The organism is Marinobacter zhejiangensis (assembly GCF_900114775.1).
GTDB lineage: Bacteria > Pseudomonadota > Gammaproteobacteria > Pseudomonadales > Oleiphilaceae > Marinobacter > Marinobacter zhejiangensis.
The window spans coordinates 536,527-552,366 of the sequence record NZ_FOUE01000002.1 but is presented as its reverse complement, the minus strand read 5'-3'; the positions used below and the strand labels follow the sequence as shown (position 1 = coordinate 552,366).

At 57.6% G+C, this 15,840-nt stretch carries 15 protein-coding genes; 3 read left to right on the top strand and 12 right to left on the bottom strand.

All coding sequences use genetic code 11. The annotated features are described in order from the left end of the window. Positions 1-80: 80 nt before the first annotated feature. Genes BMZ67_RS07875 through BMZ67_RS07820 form a run of 12 tightly spaced genes read right to left on the bottom strand, consistent with a single transcriptional unit; the run spans position 81 to position 12,614 of the window. A complete protein-coding gene (locus BMZ67_RS07875; RefSeq protein ID WP_092021401.1) occupies positions 81-1,589 on the bottom strand; it encodes an amidohydrolase family protein in 1,509 nt (502 codons plus the stop codon). Positions 1,590-1,644: 55 nt separating this feature from the next. Then, the gene (locus BMZ67_RS07870) at positions 1,645-2,613 is read right to left on the bottom strand and encodes a tripartite tricarboxylate transporter substrate binding protein (RefSeq protein WP_175481868.1); all 969 of its coding nucleotides are present in this window, start codon (positions 2,611-2,613) and stop codon (positions 1,645-1,647) included. A 20-nt stretch (positions 2,614-2,633) separates the two neighbouring features. Beyond that, positions 2,634-4,163: a tripartite tricarboxylate transporter permease gene (locus BMZ67_RS07865; protein WP_092021397.1), complete on the bottom strand. Its 1,530-nt coding sequence runs from the start codon at positions 4,161-4,163 to the stop codon at positions 2,634-2,636. Continuing rightward, on the bottom strand, positions 4,160-4,645 hold the full coding sequence (locus BMZ67_RS07860) for a tripartite tricarboxylate transporter TctB family protein (protein WP_092021395.1): 486 nt from the start codon (positions 4,643-4,645) through the stop codon (positions 4,160-4,162). The genes BMZ67_RS07865 and BMZ67_RS07860 overlap by 4 nt, the downstream gene beginning before the upstream one ends. Further along, positions 4,642-5,418 (bottom strand): hypothetical protein, encoded by a 777-nt coding sequence (locus BMZ67_RS07855; protein WP_092021393.1) that lies wholly within the window; start codon positions 5,416-5,418, stop codon positions 4,642-4,644. Before BMZ67_RS07855 ends, BMZ67_RS07860 begins: the two co-directional genes overlap by 4 nt. Continuing rightward, positions 5,415-6,857, bottom strand: a complete 1,443-nt coding sequence (gene hydA / locus BMZ67_RS07850) for a dihydropyrimidinase (protein ID WP_092021391.1) — start codon at positions 6,855-6,857, stop codon at positions 5,415-5,417. Before hydA ends, BMZ67_RS07855 begins: the two co-directional genes overlap by 4 nt. After that, a complete protein-coding gene (locus tag BMZ67_RS07845) occupies positions 6,850-7,584 on the bottom strand; it encodes a maleate cis-trans isomerase family protein (protein ID WP_092021389.1) in 735 nt (244 codons plus the stop codon). Before BMZ67_RS07845 ends, hydA begins: the two co-directional genes overlap by 8 nt. A 49-nt stretch (positions 7,585-7,633) precedes the next feature. Then, positions 7,634-8,395, bottom strand: coding sequence for an aspartate/glutamate racemase family protein (locus tag BMZ67_RS07840; RefSeq protein ID WP_217642469.1), 762 nt, complete (start codon positions 8,393-8,395; stop codon positions 7,634-7,636). After that, positions 8,383-9,765 carry an amidohydrolase family protein gene (locus tag BMZ67_RS07835; RefSeq protein WP_092021387.1) on the bottom strand — a complete coding sequence of 461 codons (1,383 nt, stop codon included), beginning with the start codon at positions 9,763-9,765 and terminating at the stop codon, positions 8,383-8,385. The genes BMZ67_RS07840 and BMZ67_RS07835 overlap by 13 nt, the downstream gene beginning before the upstream one ends. Positions 9,766-9,783: 18 nt before the next feature. Further along, positions 9,784-11,064, bottom strand: coding sequence for a TRAP transporter large permease (locus BMZ67_RS07830; RefSeq protein ID WP_092021386.1), 1,281 nt, complete (start codon positions 11,062-11,064; stop codon positions 9,784-9,786). After that, positions 11,061-11,606, bottom strand: coding sequence for a TRAP transporter small permease (locus tag BMZ67_RS07825; protein WP_092021385.1), 546 nt, complete (start codon positions 11,604-11,606; stop codon positions 11,061-11,063). Before BMZ67_RS07825 ends, BMZ67_RS07830 begins: the two co-directional genes overlap by 4 nt. A 9-nt stretch (positions 11,607-11,615) precedes the next feature. Next, on the bottom strand, positions 11,616-12,614 hold the full coding sequence (locus BMZ67_RS07820; protein WP_092021384.1) for a TRAP transporter substrate-binding protein: 999 nt from the start codon (positions 12,612-12,614) through the stop codon (positions 11,616-11,618). A 359-nt stretch (positions 12,615-12,973) separates the two neighbouring features. On the opposite strand from BMZ67_RS07820, the gene BMZ67_RS07815 reads away from it, so the two are divergent. The 3 genes from BMZ67_RS07815 (at position 12,974) to tal (ending at position 15,829) form a co-directional block, all read left to right on the top strand. Next, the gene (locus BMZ67_RS07815; RefSeq protein ID WP_092021383.1) at positions 12,974-13,657 is read left to right on the top strand and encodes a GntR family transcriptional regulator; all 684 of its coding nucleotides are present in this window, start codon (positions 12,974-12,976) and stop codon (positions 13,655-13,657) included. A gap of 73 nt (positions 13,658-13,730) precedes the next feature. After that, entirely contained in the window at positions 13,731-14,756 is a 1,026-nt protein-coding gene (dusA, locus tag BMZ67_RS07810; RefSeq protein WP_092021382.1) for a tRNA dihydrouridine(20/20a) synthase DusA, read from the top strand. 104 nt (positions 14,757-14,860) lie between these two features. Continuing rightward, the gene (gene tal, locus BMZ67_RS07805) at positions 14,861-15,829 is read left to right on the top strand and encodes a transaldolase (RefSeq protein ID WP_092021381.1); all 969 of its coding nucleotides are present in this window, start codon (positions 14,861-14,863) and stop codon (positions 15,827-15,829) included. The last annotated feature ends 11 nt before the right edge of the window (positions 15,830-15,840 follow it).

Below are 15,840 nucleotides of genomic sequence, written 5' to 3'. Positions count from 1 at the left end.
GCCATACTCATGAAACATAGCACAGGCTGGTGATTTGTCTTCCGGGCAAGCCATGCCCCATTGACCGCAGACGATGGCCTTCAACTTTCCGGCAATCGGGCTGGCAAGGTTCCTGGAGCCAGGGGCAACGACTGGCAGCGGGACCAGATTCGCTCATAAGCCGGACGGAGCGTTTCGGTTAATGCCTCGGATGCTTCGATGGCTGGTCTCAACGACGTCATTGTTTTCTCGATGCGGCGAGAAATGTCCCCTTGGTCAAGCTTGGTTAAACGGCCATCTGACACGACCTTTTCACCATCTACGTAAACCGAGTGGATCCCTGTCCCGCTCTCGCTGAAGACCAGTTGGCGCAATGGGTCATTGAGCGGAGTAAAAGCGGGCCCATTCAGGTTATAGAGAACCAGGTCCGCTCGCAGACCCGGCGCCAACCGTCCGATATGGTTGTCCAGCCCCAGCGCCTTGGCACCGCCCACCGTGGCCGCTTTCAATGCTTCCTCAGCGCCGATCCAGCGACGGTAGTCACCTCCGCGAAGTTTATGTATCAGGGCGGTATTGGCAACGACCCTTAACATGTCGGTTGATTCAAGCGAGCCGCAACCATCCGTACCCAAACTGACATTGATACCGGCATCAAGGACCGCACGAAGCGGCATTAACCCGGACCCCAGTTTCAGGTTGCTGTTCGGGTTGTGCTGGATACTGGCCCCGCTGGCGGCCACTCTTTCCAGATCATCTGGCGTCAGCCAAACCGCATGGATCAACGAAGTCGCAGGCGCCAGGAAGCCCAGTTCGTCCAGATAACGAAATAGGGTCATGCCCCGGTCGTGCCAGGCGGACGCTGCCTGAACACGGGTTTCCTGGACATGAATAATTACGGGCAACCCGGTGTCATCGGCCATCGCCCTCACTTCACGCAAAAGCCCCTCAGTACAACGCTGGGGAGCCGATGGCGCCAACAGCACCCCTACCCGGTTGTCTTTGGGGTGGTGGGAACGCGCAAGCTTCTCGACCAGTTTGAGGTACTCATCGGGCGGGGTTGAACGTGCCGGGGCCATGCGGGCAAGCGTTTCCGAACAACATTCTTCATGTATGAACGGCACACTTTGATGAAACGGCACGTCAAACAGGGTTGGGCCCAGCAGGGCCCGAATCCCCAGGTCCTGATAGGCCGCCAGGGCTGCCTCAATATGTTCCGGATGGAGTATTGGTGACGCATTGAAATCGTCAACGATACAGGTTGTTCCGGACAGCAATGCCTGACTTGCCCCGATCAATGTCCGCAGGTACACATCCTCAGGCGTCAGCGGTAGTGGCTTTGCAGGCCGTACGTAGTTCATCCACAACTCCAACGGCAGGCGGTCATAGCGCCCTTTGTGGAAGTTTTCGTGAGAGTGGTGGTGACTATTGATAAAGCCTGGTATGGCCAGCGTGTCTGGCGCCTCGATAACGGTGCAGTCAGCGGATTGACTTCCCACCGGACCTATCGCCATGATCACGCCGTTCTCAATCACCAGATCCACGGGGTCAGGTGTAACCCGGGCGCCGTCGTCTGTCAGCGCCCGAGGTCCCCTCAATATAAACGTGTTCATCGTCAAGTTGGCTGACGGCCTCCGGCCGCCAGCATACTCCTTGTGAGACAATGGATTACTCGCCCAAGTATGCTGCTCGCATGGCGGCCTGCTCTTTGTTCAAGGCCTCGGCAAACTCTTCATGCCCAAGGAACTGGATGCCAGACCCAATCTTGCCGATCAGCCTCAGGAACCCTTCATCCTCAGTCATACGCCGGAACCCGTCACTTAACTCGGCAACAACGGCATCTGGCGTGCCAGCTGGGGCCATCACCCCGCGCCAGAATTGGAATACCACATCGTAGCCTTCTTCCTGACAGGTAGGAATATCCTCATACTGAGGGAAACGCACTGTATCAGTGACACAAAGTCCCACCAGAGTACCTGCCTCCAGGTGCTCCCCAACAACACTCGGGTCGCCGGCGTAGGCCATGGTATTCCCACCCAGCAGCTGCGTAACCGCCGGGCCACCGCCACCCAGTTCCACACCCCGCATGTTCACGTCTGCCGTGGCTTTAAGCATTTCAAAGACGGTGTAGGTAAAACCATTACGGTTGTCAGAGCTGTAAACAACGTCGTCTGGATTAGCCTTCGCGTAGTCCACAAATTCGCCGATGCTTTCAAATGGTTGATCTGGCGACGTTACGAAAATAGCCGGGCTGTAATTGATACGCGCGACCGCAACAAAATCCTCCGCTTTATACGGTAGCTGCTCTACCTGGGGGCGCAGGGAGTTGATGGTTGGGTCACCAAACAACAGCATCGTCCCGTTTGGCGTACTACGGGCGACTTCCGCCGCTGCGACGGCTCCGCCACCACCACCGCGGATGACCGAAACCAGCGGCTGACCCATAAACTGTTCCCCGACGGCAGTAATGATGCCGGCATGCAGCGAATGCGAACCGCCCGCTGGGTAAGGGGTCACAAATCGGATCGGCTCATCAGGCAAAGCGCTCTCGTTAGCATGCGCGGTACTGAAAGAAGCCATCATGCTTCCAACCATAGCGCTGCATGCAAGACTGAGTGAAAGGTATTTTCGGATCATGGATAGCCTCCTCAGGCAGTTTATGTCGTGGCTCGACGGTTTTCTGAGAGCCAGGATCTGGCTCCCGTACGCTTTAGCCCACGCCATGCCATAACGGCGACGACCAGGGCAAGAATGGATAACAAAATCAGGCTTCCAGGGCGCGACCAGAAAATTTCCAGGCTGCCGTTTGAGAAAACCAGGGACTGGCGTAAGGCACTCTCAAACCCAGGCCCGAGCAACAGACCTATGATCAGAGGGGCTACAGGGAAACCGGTGCATCGCATCAGGTAACCCAGGCCGCCCCCGAACGCCAGTATCAGCAGGTCGAACGAACTCGAGTTCACGGAATAGGTGCCACAGAGACACAGCAGCAACACACAGGGATACATGACAGCGGGGGGGATACTCGATACCTGTTTCAACCAGCGAATGGCCGCCAGACCAAACACCAGCAGCAGAACATTGGTGGCCAGTAGCACCAGGAAGAGACCAAACAGAAACCCCGGGTTCTGCTGAACCAACAGGGGCCCAGGCATCATCCCCTGCGCCATAAGCGCTCCGATTAGCACGGCAGTGACGGTGTCGCCTGGAATCCCAAAGACGGTCATTGGAATCAGCGCCGCGGGTACCACAGCATTATTACCTGCTTCAGCAGCAGCCAGCCCTTCAGTGGAGCCCTCCCCAAACCGTTCAGGCTCCTTTGAACGCCCCCGCTCCACTCCGTAAGCAATCCAGCATGCTATTTCAGCACCCAGCCCCGGCAGCGAGCCCAGAAATGTACCGAGCGATGTCGCCCTGAGTATGGTGGGCCTCAATGCCCAGAACTCAGCCCACCGCAAACGCTCGCAATCCTGAGTCACCGATGTCCCGGCAGATCCGGACGTGGCCCGGGGTCTCCCCAATTGCATCAGTATTTCGCTCAGCGCAAACATCCCTATCAATAGCGGTATTAACGACACACCCGCCAGCAAATCAGTACTGCCAAAGGTAAAACGTTGGTAGCCGGACATCGGGTCTAACCCGATACAGGCCACCAACAAACCGAGGCCGGCGGCGATAAGCCCTTTCAGGAAGCTGTTGCCACTGACCGTAGCGATCATGGTCAGGGCAATCAGGTACAACAGGGTGAACTCCGGAGAACCGAACTTCATGGCCACTTTCGCTAGCGGTATCGCCACCGCAATTAAGACCAGCGTTGCTATCAGGTCCGCGACAACCGAGCTGTACAGACTGAGCTCCAGTGCTTTGCGGGATTTCCCCTGGCAAGTCAGCGCATAGCCGTCGCGAGCCGTTGCCGCGGCCGCAGCGGTACCCGGCGTATTAATCAGGATTGCCGGGATAGAACCACCGTAAATGGCACCTTTGTAGATACCCAGCAGGAAAGGAATACCGATAGTGGCATCCATGAAAAAAGTGAACGGCGCGAGCACGGCCACAGCCATCGTTGCAGTCAGACCAGGCAAGGCACCGATCAAGACTCCGCCAGCAAGCCCTCCTGAAAGGGCCAAAAACGTCCAGGGTGAGGCCAGCATCGCCAAGCCCTGCTGAAGAATGGAAAGATCAATCACAGGATGATGCCTCTGGGAAAGTAGATACCCATTGCCCCTTCGAACAGCTGAACCACCATAAATGGCGGGATCAGGGCAAGAGCCAGAAGGACAGACCACCGTCGTTCACCGAACAGCAGGGCCATGAGTGGCACACAGGTCATGGCCACGAGCCAGATCCCAAGCCAGGGCAGTGAAACGGCCAGTAACGTCATTAACGCGTAGCCCAACAAAACCCGCCCGAGATGACCGTTGAGCAAACTGTCTCGATTACCCGGCCTCCAGGACAGCAATGCCATCAACCCGCCCAGGATGGTCACGGCCAGAGCAACCAGGCCCGGAAAAAATGCTGCCGAACCAAGATCTCCAGGGTCGCCATAGGGCCGAGGTTCACTGTGGACCTCGAACAGGAAAACAGCCCCAATCACCATGACCCCAAGGCCCATAAGCAGCTCAACGACACAGGCACTGTGTATAGCTGGCCACTGTTTCATTTGACTCATGAGGATACTCCTTTGCCGGTCTCGCTGGGGGCCAGGCCAACACCACCGACACCTTGAAAATGAGCGGATATTTGCCCGCCACTGGGGAGCCTGATCATCCCGCACCAGCTTCCGGTCGCAATCAGGTCCCCTGCCTGCAGAGGCCACCGCTGTTTACTGGCATGTCCTGCCAGCCAGGGAATGGCTGCCAGCGGGTCATTCATTGGGTGCTGCCAAACCCGCCCGCTGAAGTTCTGTCCGGTTGCCTTTATTTGCAGGCACGTAGGACTCACCCAGCCGGACACTCCATCGCCAACGACGAGGCCGCCATGCATCTGCAAATCCGCCAGCAGAAACGTTTCAGGAAGACGTTCCCAGTTTTTGGCTCGAACGTCGAACCGCTCAATCGCAGCAAAGGTCTGGCCAATGGCCGCTTCGACCTCATCCCGGCTGGCCTGCGGCCCGATGGGGGCCGAAAGTCGGACGACGAGTTCAACTTCAATGCCGTTTACACTGTGGGGGGAGCGTTCCACCCCGGGAGACAGCTCCAGAAGGAAATCCGGGACCGGGGCCGCCAACGGCGGTTTTCCCATCGCCAGCTTCCATGCTCTGGGGCGCCCTGTCGGCCACCATTCCAAACGCTCACCCAACACTTTGTGAACAAGGTATGCAGCATCACAGTCCGCAGGAGCAAGACGCGAGGCATCATCAGCCGACATTGGCATCCCTGAAGTCCATGCTTCGGCCAAGGCGTCAACCAGGCTCCCGCACACGTCCCCATTCAGACCAGTCATGCGCCTCCTCCATTTGGCCGTGTCTTGGGCCTGGCGGGTTCTGGAAGCCCACAGGGCAGGAACCGCCCTCTTCCCGGGGCCCCAAGGTAGGTTCCGTTTCGCCACACAACCTCACCCCGGGACAGCGTCATACCTGGCCAGGCACTGACAGGCATTCCCTCATATGGGGTATAGTCCACCGCGTGATGCAGGTTGGCGTTGGCAATCGTCCGTGACAAACCGGTCTCCCAAATCACCAGGTCCGCATCCGCCCCAATGGCAATGGAGCCTTTTTGCGGGTAGAGCCCATACATCTTGGCGACATTGGTTGCGGTCAGTGCGACGAACTGCTGAACGGACAGCCGGCCGGTTTCAACGCCATGACTGAAGAGTAAAGCCAGCCGGGTTTCCAGGCCGGGAATCCCATTCGGGATTTTTTCAAAGCTGGCGCCCGAGCCCGCGGTGAACTTTCCCTCTGGGCCGTCAAAGTTGAACGGCGCGTGATCCGAGGAAAACACCTGGAACACGCCACTCTCCAGGCCATCCCACACTACTTGCTGGTTCGCCTGATCACGGGGTGGCGGGCTACAAATACACTTGGCACCATGCCCGTCGTCGTCTGAAATGCCCAAGTCCTCGGCGGTCAGGAACAGGTACTGGGGGCAGGTTTCCGCATAGACACGCAAACCATGCCCATGAGCCCAATGCAGCTGTTCAACCGCCTCACGACCGGACACATGCACGATCAATATCGGCACATCCACCAATTCGGCATAAGCAATGGCCCGGTGCGTGGCTTCACGCTCTACCAGCATTGGGCGCGACTGTGCGTGATAACGCGGGGCAGTGTGCCCCTTCGCCAACAAACGCTCAGTCAACCAGGCAATGCAGTCAGCATTTTCGGCATGCACCATAACCATCGCGCCGTGCTCTCGGGCAACGGCCAGCACATCGATGATTTCGCGATCTGAGAGCTTCAGATCGTCATAGGTCATATAAATCTTGAAAGAGGTATAGCCTTCCCGGATCAACTCCGGCAGTTCAACACCCAGAACCTCTGGTGTGGGGTCCGAGACAATCAGGTGGAAGGCATAATCCACCGCCGCCTTACCTTCGGCCCGGCGATGGTAGTCTTCGACGGCGGCACGCAGGCTCTGCCCTTTCATCTGGCAGGCAAACGGCAGAATGGTGGTCGTACCACCACACGCCGCTGAGCGGGTTCCGGTCAGAAAATCATCGGCCATCCGGGAGCCGTCGGTCGTGGGCTGGTCCAGGTGACAGTGGCCGTCGACGCCACCGGGAGTAACCCAGCGACCATCGGCATCAATTTCCTCCCGTCCGGTTCCCAAACCCGTTCCAAGGGCCACAATTCTTCCGTCACAGACACCGATATCAGCCTCAAAAACGTCGGCGGCGGTGGCGCAGCGGGCGTTTCGAATTACCAGGTCAAAATCATTCACTGATCAATCCCCCAGCCATTAAACTCCCCCACCCACTCAGCCCTGTAGCGCCATGCCCACACAGCTGGAGCATTTTCCAGACCACTGTGGCGGTGGTGTCCAGAACCGGGATCCCGAACTCCGCCTCCCAGCGCGCAACCAGGCCTGCGGAACACAGGTTGGTACAAGCCACAACAATAGCCGGGGGACCAGCCTTAGCGACCCGGCGAACCTGTTCGGTTAACGTGGCTTCAGAGACTTCGGCATAGGCAAAGTTTTCACTGATACCGAGGTGATCCTCAGCCGCAATGGCAAACCCCGCACTCCGGTAGTTGTCCAAAATCCGGGCCTGAACGTCACTGGTATAGGGTGTCACCAAGCCAAAGTTCCGAAGCCCGCAGCGATCCAGAATCTCGTTGAGCGCAAGCATCGAGGTTGTGGCGACGATACCCGTTTCGCTCTCAATGGCCTGGCAAAGGCGTTCATCGTGAGCAAACCCCAGCCAGCCAGCGGAAGTGCCGCTCCATCCAATGACATTCACCCGCGCATCAACCAGGAGCCGAGCTGCCGCCAGAACATTGCTATTGTCGAACTGCCCCAGTGCCTGTTCGTTCAGTGCGATTTCCGTCACGGTAAACCGTGAGAAATGGGCGCTAACACCGGGTACCTGAGCGACCATTGCTGAGGTCAGTGGTTCCAGGGCGGTGTTGGATGAAGGCGTAAGTACCCCAAAGCGACTTCGAATCATGGAAGAGTTCCTATGGTCACGTGCATTTCATAATCGTAGTTGAGGCCATTCACACCCCACCCTCACCACCAACCAGTGCGGCCATGGCGGTTGGCAGGCCACGGCACGCCTTGCGGGGAGGGAGCGCATAACTGCCCGCCCGGGCCTTCACGGGTGCCAACCCCGCAAGCAGTGCGGCTTGACGAACGGCACAACTCACACCGTCCACAACCGGTACCGGTATGCGGTTCCCGACTTGCCGGGCCAAGCCCGCTAATGGCGCGCCGGCCATGATCAGGACATCTGCACCATCCTCAACAATGGCAGCCTCACTCAGGGCCAGCAGCTGCTGTGCCCTATCCTGCTGTACTGAGGAGATGTCGTTGAAAGGTTCATCGAGGAAGCGGATCCCGCTAAGCCGCGGAAGCAGGCCATACCGATCCACTGTTTCCCGGTACCAGGCCCCTATTCGCCGTGATATCGCAATAATCCCGATCCGGCCGCCCAGCATGGCAGCGGTCATAAGCGCGCTTTCGGTGAGGCCAACCACTGGTATTGGCAAAATTTCACGAGCGGCTTCAAGCCCCGGATCCCCGAACGCCGCAATCACCGCAGCATCATGCCCGGGGTGATGCTCTGCCAGCTCAGCAAGGGTGGCGTAGGCTCCGACTACCGCCTCTGCGCGGGTCTCGATGTAGGCAACACCAAACGCTGCCGTGCGCATGGTTATCTCCGTTTCAGACGAGACACTTAGCCTGGCCTCAGCCTCAATCAGGTCGGTTACGCTTGACGAAATATTGGGATTGACGATCAGGAGTCTCATAGCTGGCATGCCCTATTTCCGGTCCCTTGCGCCCTGGCTCGACGCCACAGTGCATCTGCGGCCTGCTGAGCATCTGCCAGCAACACCTCACTGTCTGCCCGGCAAAGTACGCCCTGTTCCACGACGACGTCGCCATTACAAACAACCAGCTCCACATCACGCCCCTGCGCGGTGTGAACGAGGTTGCCAAGAGCCTTGGTCACAGGCACCAAGTGGGGCCGGCGGAAATTAAACGCCACCAGGTCTGCCCGCTTTCCGGGACTAAGCGAACCCAGGTCATCCTGCAACCCCAACGCCCTGGCCCCACCCATGGTTGCCATTTCCAGCACATGGTGAGGCTGCCAGCTGTCATTAATTTCACCCGCCTGCAGCCTGCCGACAATCAGCGCCCAGCGCATCACCTCAACCATGTCGGCATGCATATTGTCAGTTGCAAGTGCCAGGTTGGCCCCTGCCGTCCGCAGGTGCTGTGTAGGTGCAATGCGTCCCCCCGTGGCATTTCCTCGTGGAACGTGGGCCACATTGGTACGACTCGCCCCCAGCCGCGCAATATCGCTATCGCTAACGTACATACAGTGAGCGGCAGTAAAGCGTGGCCCCAGCAACCCGACATCTTCCAACAGTTCCGTTGGTGACATGCCGTCCCGCTCGAAAACCCTCTGGTTTTCAGTACGGCTTTGAGACAGATGCCCATTGACCTGAATACCCAGTGCGTCACGAACCTCGGCAACCTGTGCCAATAGCTGGCGAGAACAGGTGTCCGGGGCGTGTGCCGCCAGCTCCACACCAAGCCGCCCGTCCATCTGTCCCTGCCAGCGTTCATGAAGAGCTATCGCCTGCCCCAGGGTTTTCTCTCCAATGGCCGAACGATGATTCCAGATGCCCTCATGCACCCGGGTGAAATCCACATCGTGAATTCGACCACAGGCGATGACCCTCAGCCCCAGCTCCCCCATCGCAGGCAATGCCTGGTTGGCATGCACAAAGCTGTCGTTGATCAAGGTTGAACCAAACAGCAGCGCCTCAGCAGCCCCCAGGCGGGCCAGGGCTACGGCTTCTTCCTCGGTCACATCATGGCCATGGGGCACACCGGCGGTGTAGGCCGGAGCGAATCCCATATCCTCCGCGACACCACGAACCATGGTCAGAATTGTGTGGGTGTGGACATTGATAAACCCTGGCGTCACCACATGACCCGACAGATCAATCACCCGTCTGGCCGGAGGCAACGCCCGGCTCTCATCATCGGGTCCCACCTCCACAAACCGGCCTTTGTGAATCACCAGGCGACCGAGGGGAATTTCCCCCAAATGCGGGTCCACCGTTAGCAGGTGGGCGCCATGAATAACCAGGTCAGCCGGGTTTTCTGAATCAAACATAGATCTGCCCCTTGATACTTAGAATCCCAGTGCCCGCGGCAAGGCCGTGACAACCGAAGGAAAGGCGATACAAAGCCCGAGAATGGCAAACTGGAAGGCAACAAACGGCAGCGATTCGGAAACCAGCCTGGTCATCGGAACCCGGGTAATGCCGCTCATTACAAAGTAGAGAACCCCAACCGGTGGCGTCATCATCCCGATCACCAGGTTGTACATGAACAGAAACCCGAAATAGAGGGGGTCAATGCCATAGGTCAAAGCCACTGGGGCGAATAGCGGGACCAGCATGATGTACGCTGCGTTGGACTCAATGAGCATGCCGATCAGTACCAGCAGAGCCATCGTCAGCAGGATGAAAATCAGCGGATCAGTGGTCAATGACTGGATAAAGGCCGAAAGCGCCATCGGAACCATCTCGATGGTAAAAACGAAGGTCAGCGCTGAAGCGAATGCGATGAGTGCGCCCACCATGGCCGATGTCACTGCGGCCCTATAAAGACAGGAAGGCAGATCAGCCAGGCGTAGCTTGCGAGTGACCACGAAGCCGATGAACGCGGAGTAGACCACCGCAATTGCAGCCCCCTCCGTCGCTGTGAAGACCCCGCCGACAATGCCGCCAACCACGATCACCGGCATCAAGATAATCACCAGCGCACGGCGAGTCTGTATGAGCACATTACGCAGATTGAAGCGTTCTCCGGTCAGCGCGTAGCCCCGGCGCCAGGAGATATAGCTTGCGATTGCCATAAATCCCACGGCGAGAAGAATGCCTGGCACGATGCCAGCCAGAAACAACCCCCCAACAGAGACTGACGAACCGGCCATCAGTGCATAGACGATCATGGCATTGCTGGGAGGAATCACTGGCCCAAGATTGGCGGCCGATGCGATCACCGCGCCAGAATAGGCATCGGGGTAGTAGCGCCTTAAAGAGGGCACCATGGTGCTACCCATCGCACTGGCACTGGCCACCGCCGCTCCGCTCACTGACGCAAACAGCGTACCGGAGCCAATCGTGACGTGAGCAAGCCCACCGTGCATCCGCCCTACCAGGCTATTGGCGAAGGCGATTAACCGGTCCATGATGCCGGCCCTAACCATCAGCTCTCCGGCGAGCATAAATAATGGTATTGCCATCAAGGGAAAGCTATTGACCGCATGCATCATGCGCTGAGGCATAACCACCAGATCAAAGTCCAGCATCCACAGGCCCACCAGGGACCCTATACCCAGCGCAAAAGCCAGTGGCATGCCCACAATTGCAAGCAGCAGAAACAGGATAATCGACACCCCGGTCATGACGCTTCCTCCCCGACGTTTTCGCCATTCCAGGTCAGCAGCACCAGGTGTAGAAATGAGTGCACACCACAGATCAGCAAAGCGATGTAATAGACGGCGGAGGTTACCGGCAGTGTCGGCATGAGTTCGGGCCAGCGGTCGACGGTCGCCACCCAGGCGCCAACAACAACGGCGAGCATCAGTACCGCGGAAAACGCCGCCATAACCCGAAACAGCACGGCTTTGACTGCCGCAGGCATCAGAGAGACAAACAAGTCGATGCCCATGTGGACTCCCTGCTTGATGCCATGGGGAATAGCCAGGAATATCGCCCACACAAACAGCAAGCGAGAAAGCTCGTCTGCAGAATCAATAGACGACCCCAACACATAGCGCCAAAAAACCTGAAGGGAGACCACCAGCACCATCAGCGCCATAACAACAACAATCACCCAGTAGGTCGCCGCGTCCACCGAACCCACAAGGCGCTGGAGCGCCCCATGGGTTCTTGATGGTTTGCGCACTGCCACCCCTTCGTTCACTGTTTCAGAGGAAAAAGTCATGAGCGTGCCTTACATTGCCGCGTGGGCTTCCTGAAACACCAGCTCGATGAACTCGGGCTCAACCCTCTCTGCCAACGAATCCGCCACACTCTTTGTTGCTTCCCTTAACTGCGCACGTAACTCGGTGGATATCGGAGTAAAGACCTGACCTGATTCGATGAGCTTTTCCCGCCACTGCGCTTCCTCTTCAGCAGCCGCCTGGCGCTGCCACGTCATTGCAACGGTCATCGCTTCGTCAACGATTGCCCGGTGCTCATCGGACAACGCATCGTATTGACGCTTATTGGCAACCGCATTGATGAAGTCATAGAAGTGGCCGCTGTCAGAGAGATACGTCTGAACTTCGTTAAAGCGGCGGCTGGCGATGATGTTGTACGGATTTTCCTGGCCATCGAGCACTCCCTGCTGGAGCGCCGAATAGAGTTCGGAAACATCCATCGAGATCGGGTTTGCACCCAGTGCCCGGAATGTCTGCAGGTGGACTTCGTTGGGCTGGAGCCGAATCCGCATTCCTTCGAAGTCCTCAATGGAGTCAATCGGCCTCAGGTTATTGGTTACGTGCCTGAAGCCCAGCTCTCCATACCCGAGGTTGGCAAAACCGAGTTCACCCATTCTTGCGTCGAGCTGTTCCCCTACCGGACCATCCATGACGGCAAAAGCCTGTTCTCGGGAGTCAAAAAGGAAAGGAAGGCTTACAGCTTCGTACTCGGGGATTGAGCGGCTGAAGTAGGCAATTGAAGTGAACACGGCAAAAATACTGCCGGAACGGACCTGGTCAACATTCTCTGTGGCCCCACCAAGCTGCATGGCCGGGAACAGGTCAACGCGAATTTCCCCCTGGGAGTCCGCTTCCACCTTTTCCTTGAACACCTCCATCGCCCGAGAAACGGAATGGTCGACAGGGAAGTTGCCTGCAACTCTTAGCCTCTCTGTAGAAAGTGCGGATGAAGACGCCAGGAGTGCGGAGAATGCGAGCCCTGCCAAGGCAACTGATTTCAGTTTGAACATGAAATGAACCTCCGTGGTTGATCACGTTGAATTGACGCCGATCGCGAGGTGATGACGTCAAATCTGTTATCGCAAACACCGTGCCAGCGATCAGCACGGCTGCAAAACAGGTCTAGAAAACCATGTATCAAATTGATTAATAGATACTTTTTTATTTTTATATTTATTTAAACAAAAACTGTTCAACAAATTGTCTACAATTTATTAAACATTTAAATTCCAATATAGTGCAGAATCCAGAAAAAGCGCACCAAATCGGTGAAAGAAAACCCGCAAATGGGACCGAGTACACCAATGGCTTCTGACCAACGCCTGCGTCAGGCATACTTCCCATAGAATTAGTTAGAACAGGACGCCACATGGACTTTAGCCAGCCCCAGAAACCGGACGTTGCCCAAATCGCCGAACGTATTACCGATGCTGTGATGGAGCATCGCTTGCCTCCCGGCATCAAGCTGGTCGAAGAAAAGCTGGCAACCGCCTTCGGAGTCAGCCGGGCAAAAATTCGGCAGGCATTGAGCCTATTGGCCAAAGAAGGACTGGTGACTTTGCACGCTAACCGGGGCGCTTTTGTGACGCGGCCGACAGCCGCTGAAGCGCGCGATCTCTTTGCAACGCGCCGACTGATCGAGCCGGAGATTGTTCGCAACGTTATTGAACGGGCCAGTGATGAGGACCTGAAACGCCTCCAAGCCCACCTCACTGAGGAGGCTGACGCCCGCCAACAGGGAAACAGGCGCCGCATTATCCGCTTGTCTGGCCAGTTCCACATGCTGCTGGCGCAGGCCAGTGGGAACAAGTTCATCGAGAAAATGATGTCCGAACTGTGCCCGCTCACCTGCCTGATCATCGCCCTGTATGACGAACCCCAAACCCCTGCTTGCCCGGAGGACGAGCACAGCCAGATTATCGAAGCCATTACCCGGAAAGACACAGACAGAGCCATTCAGCTGATGCTCAACCACTTGGAGCACATCGAAAAAGAACTCCACCTTGACCGCCCGGCCGCTCGCGACATTCAGTGGGAAACACTGTATGGGTAATCCCGTTGCAACGCATGGAGACTGGTTTGATACAATGGCGCCTGAATAAATCCTTCGTGATTCCAGGTATTTCATGATCCGGCCAGCACTTCCCCAGCAACAGACAGCTTTCTCCCGCCGCTTCTGTGTGGCTCCAATGATGGATTGGACCACGCCCCACTACCGCTATCTGGCGCGTTTGATCAGCCGCCACACCCTGCTCTATACAGAAATGGTGACGACCGGCGCACTGATTCACGGTGACTCCGACCGGTTCCTGCACCATGACCCGGAGGAGTATCCACTGGCGCTGCAACTGGGGGGCAGCAATCCCGGGGAGCTGGCCCAGTGTGCCCGATTGGCGGAAGAACGCGGGTTTGATGAGGTCAACCTGAACGTGGGCTGCCCCAGTGACCGGGTGCAGAACAATATGATTGGTGCCTGCCTGATGGGGCATCCTGCCCTGGTGGCTGAGTGTGTCAACGAGATGATGACAGCCACTCACCTGCCTGTAACCGTTAAACACCGGATTGGCATCAATGGCCGGGAGTCTTGGGACGAGCTGTGCGAATTTATCGATACAGTGTCTGCCACCGGCTGTCGGACGTTTATCGTCCACGCTCGCATTGCCATTCTGGAGGGCCTGAGCCCGAAGGAAAACCGGGAAATCCCACCGCTCAAATACGACTGGGTGTACCGCCTGAAGGAACGCTACCCACACCTGGAGATCATCATCAACGGTGGCATAAAGACGCTGGACGAGTGCCAGGCGCACCTTGAGCACACCGATGGCGTGATGGTGGGTCGTGAGGCCTACCATAACCCCTGGCTCCTTGCCGACGTTGACCCTCAACTGTTCGGCGCACAAAAGCCTATTGCCACCCGCCACGACGCTCTCCGGCAGATGCTGCCTTACATTGAGTCAGAACTGGCCCGGGGCGTTCACCTTGGGTACATCACCCGGCACCTGCTGGGGCTGTTCCATGGCTGCACCGGGGGCCGCCAGTTCCGTCGTTACATCAGCGAGAACGCCCACCGTCGCGGAGCCGGCCTGGAAGTGCTGGAACAGGCCTTGGCACTGGTCCCGGAATCCCTGGATTCGGCGGCCCTAAGCACCTGAGCGGATCGTCGTCTTGTCCCTGTCAAACGTGCCGGTTATTGTAGGCATACGACAGGTACCGAACGGGTACCCGAACCAGAATAATGCTCAGGACGACCAGACGAATGACCAGCAAGCTCGATCAGCTCAAGACCATGACCACCGTTGTCGCGGATACCGGTGATCTGGACGCCATCGCCCAGTGGCGGCCTCAGGACGCCACCACCAACCCCTCCCTGTTACTGAAAGCCGCAGCATCCGACCGCTATCGTCCGATGCTGGATGCGGCCATTGATGACGCGCGCCGGGTTGGCGGAACCGAGGGCGAGCAGCTGACCTATGCCACCGATATGCTGGCCGTTCGAGCCGGGGAAGAAATCCTGAAACTGATTCCCGGTGTGGTCTCTACCGAAGTGGATGCACGCTTGTCCTTCGACACCGAAGCCACCCTGACCCGCGCACGGCGGATGGTGGAATTGTATGACCAGCGGGGCGTGGACACTGACCGGGTGCTGATCAAGATTGCCTCCACCTGGGAAGGCATTCGTGCCGCAGAACAACTGGAAAAAGAAGGCATCCGCTGCAACCTGACCCTGTTGTTTTCATTTGCCCAGGCCATGGCTTGCGCCGATGCCGGCGCCTTCCTCATTTCTCCGTTCGTCGGCCGGATCCTCGATTGGCACCTCGCCAGCAGTGGCCGAGACGCCTACGCACCCCATGAAGACCCAGGCGTGCAGTCCGTTACCCGAATCTATAATTACTACAAAACCCACGGCTACAATACAGTGGTGATGGGAGCAAGTTTCCGCAATACTGGCGAGATTGAAATGCTGGCTGGTTGCGACCGCCTCACCATCAGCCCGGCCTTGTTGCAAGATCTCCAGGATGACCCGGGCACCCTGGAGCAGAAGCTGTCGGCCACCGGTGCCCACAGCCCTGACCGGCCCATTGCCATGACCGAGTCCCTGTTCCGCTGGGAGTCCAATGAAGATGCAATGGCAACCGAGAAACTGGCCGATGGCATCCGACGCTTTGCGCTGGACCAGGTTGAACTTGAGAACCGGGTTCGCCGGCTGGCAACAGCCGCGGCCTGACCCATTATCTG

Excerpts from the sequence above, each read along its gene's own strand:
- BMZ67_RS07875 (WP_092021401.1), bottom strand. The coding sequence starts at position 1,589 with ATGAACACGTTTATATTGAGGGGACCTCGGGCGCTGACAGACGACGGC.
- BMZ67_RS07870 (WP_175481868.1), bottom strand. The coding sequence starts at position 2,613 with ATGATCCGAAAATACCTTTCACTCAGTCTTGCATGCAGCGCTATGGTT.
- BMZ67_RS07860 (WP_092021395.1), bottom strand. The coding sequence starts at position 4,645 with ATGAGTCAAATGAAACAGTGGCCAGCTATACACAGTGCCTGTGTCGTT.
- BMZ67_RS07855 (WP_092021393.1), bottom strand. The coding sequence starts at position 5,418 with ATGACTGGTCTGAATGGGGACGTGTGCGGGAGCCTGGTTGACGCCTTG.
- BMZ67_RS07845 (WP_092021389.1), bottom strand. The coding sequence starts at position 7,584 with ATGATTCGAAGTCGCTTTGGGGTACTTACGCCTTCATCCAACACCGCC.
- BMZ67_RS07840 (WP_217642469.1), bottom strand. The coding sequence starts at position 8,395 with ATGCCAGCTATGAGACTCCTGATCGTCAATCCCAATATTTCGTCAAGC.
- BMZ67_RS07835 (WP_092021387.1), bottom strand. The coding sequence starts at position 9,765 with ATGTTTGATTCAGAAAACCCGGCTGACCTGGTTATTCATGGCGCCCAC.
- BMZ67_RS07830 (WP_092021386.1), bottom strand. The coding sequence starts at position 11,064 with ATGACCGGGGTGTCGATTATCCTGTTTCTGCTGCTTGCAATTGTGGGC.
- BMZ67_RS07825 (WP_092021385.1), bottom strand. The coding sequence starts at position 11,606 with ATGACTTTTTCCTCTGAAACAGTGAACGAAGGGGTGGCAGTGCGCAAA.
- BMZ67_RS07820 (WP_092021384.1), bottom strand. The coding sequence starts at position 12,614 with ATGTTCAAACTGAAATCAGTTGCCTTGGCAGGGCTCGCATTCTCCGCA.
- BMZ67_RS07815 (WP_092021383.1), top strand. The coding sequence starts at position 12,974 with ATGGACTTTAGCCAGCCCCAGAAACCGGACGTTGCCCAAATCGCCGAA.
- dusA (WP_092021382.1), top strand. The coding sequence starts at position 13,731 with ATGATCCGGCCAGCACTTCCCCAGCAACAGACAGCTTTCTCCCGCCGC.
- tal (WP_092021381.1), top strand. The coding sequence starts at position 14,861 with ATGACCAGCAAGCTCGATCAGCTCAAGACCATGACCACCGTTGTCGCG.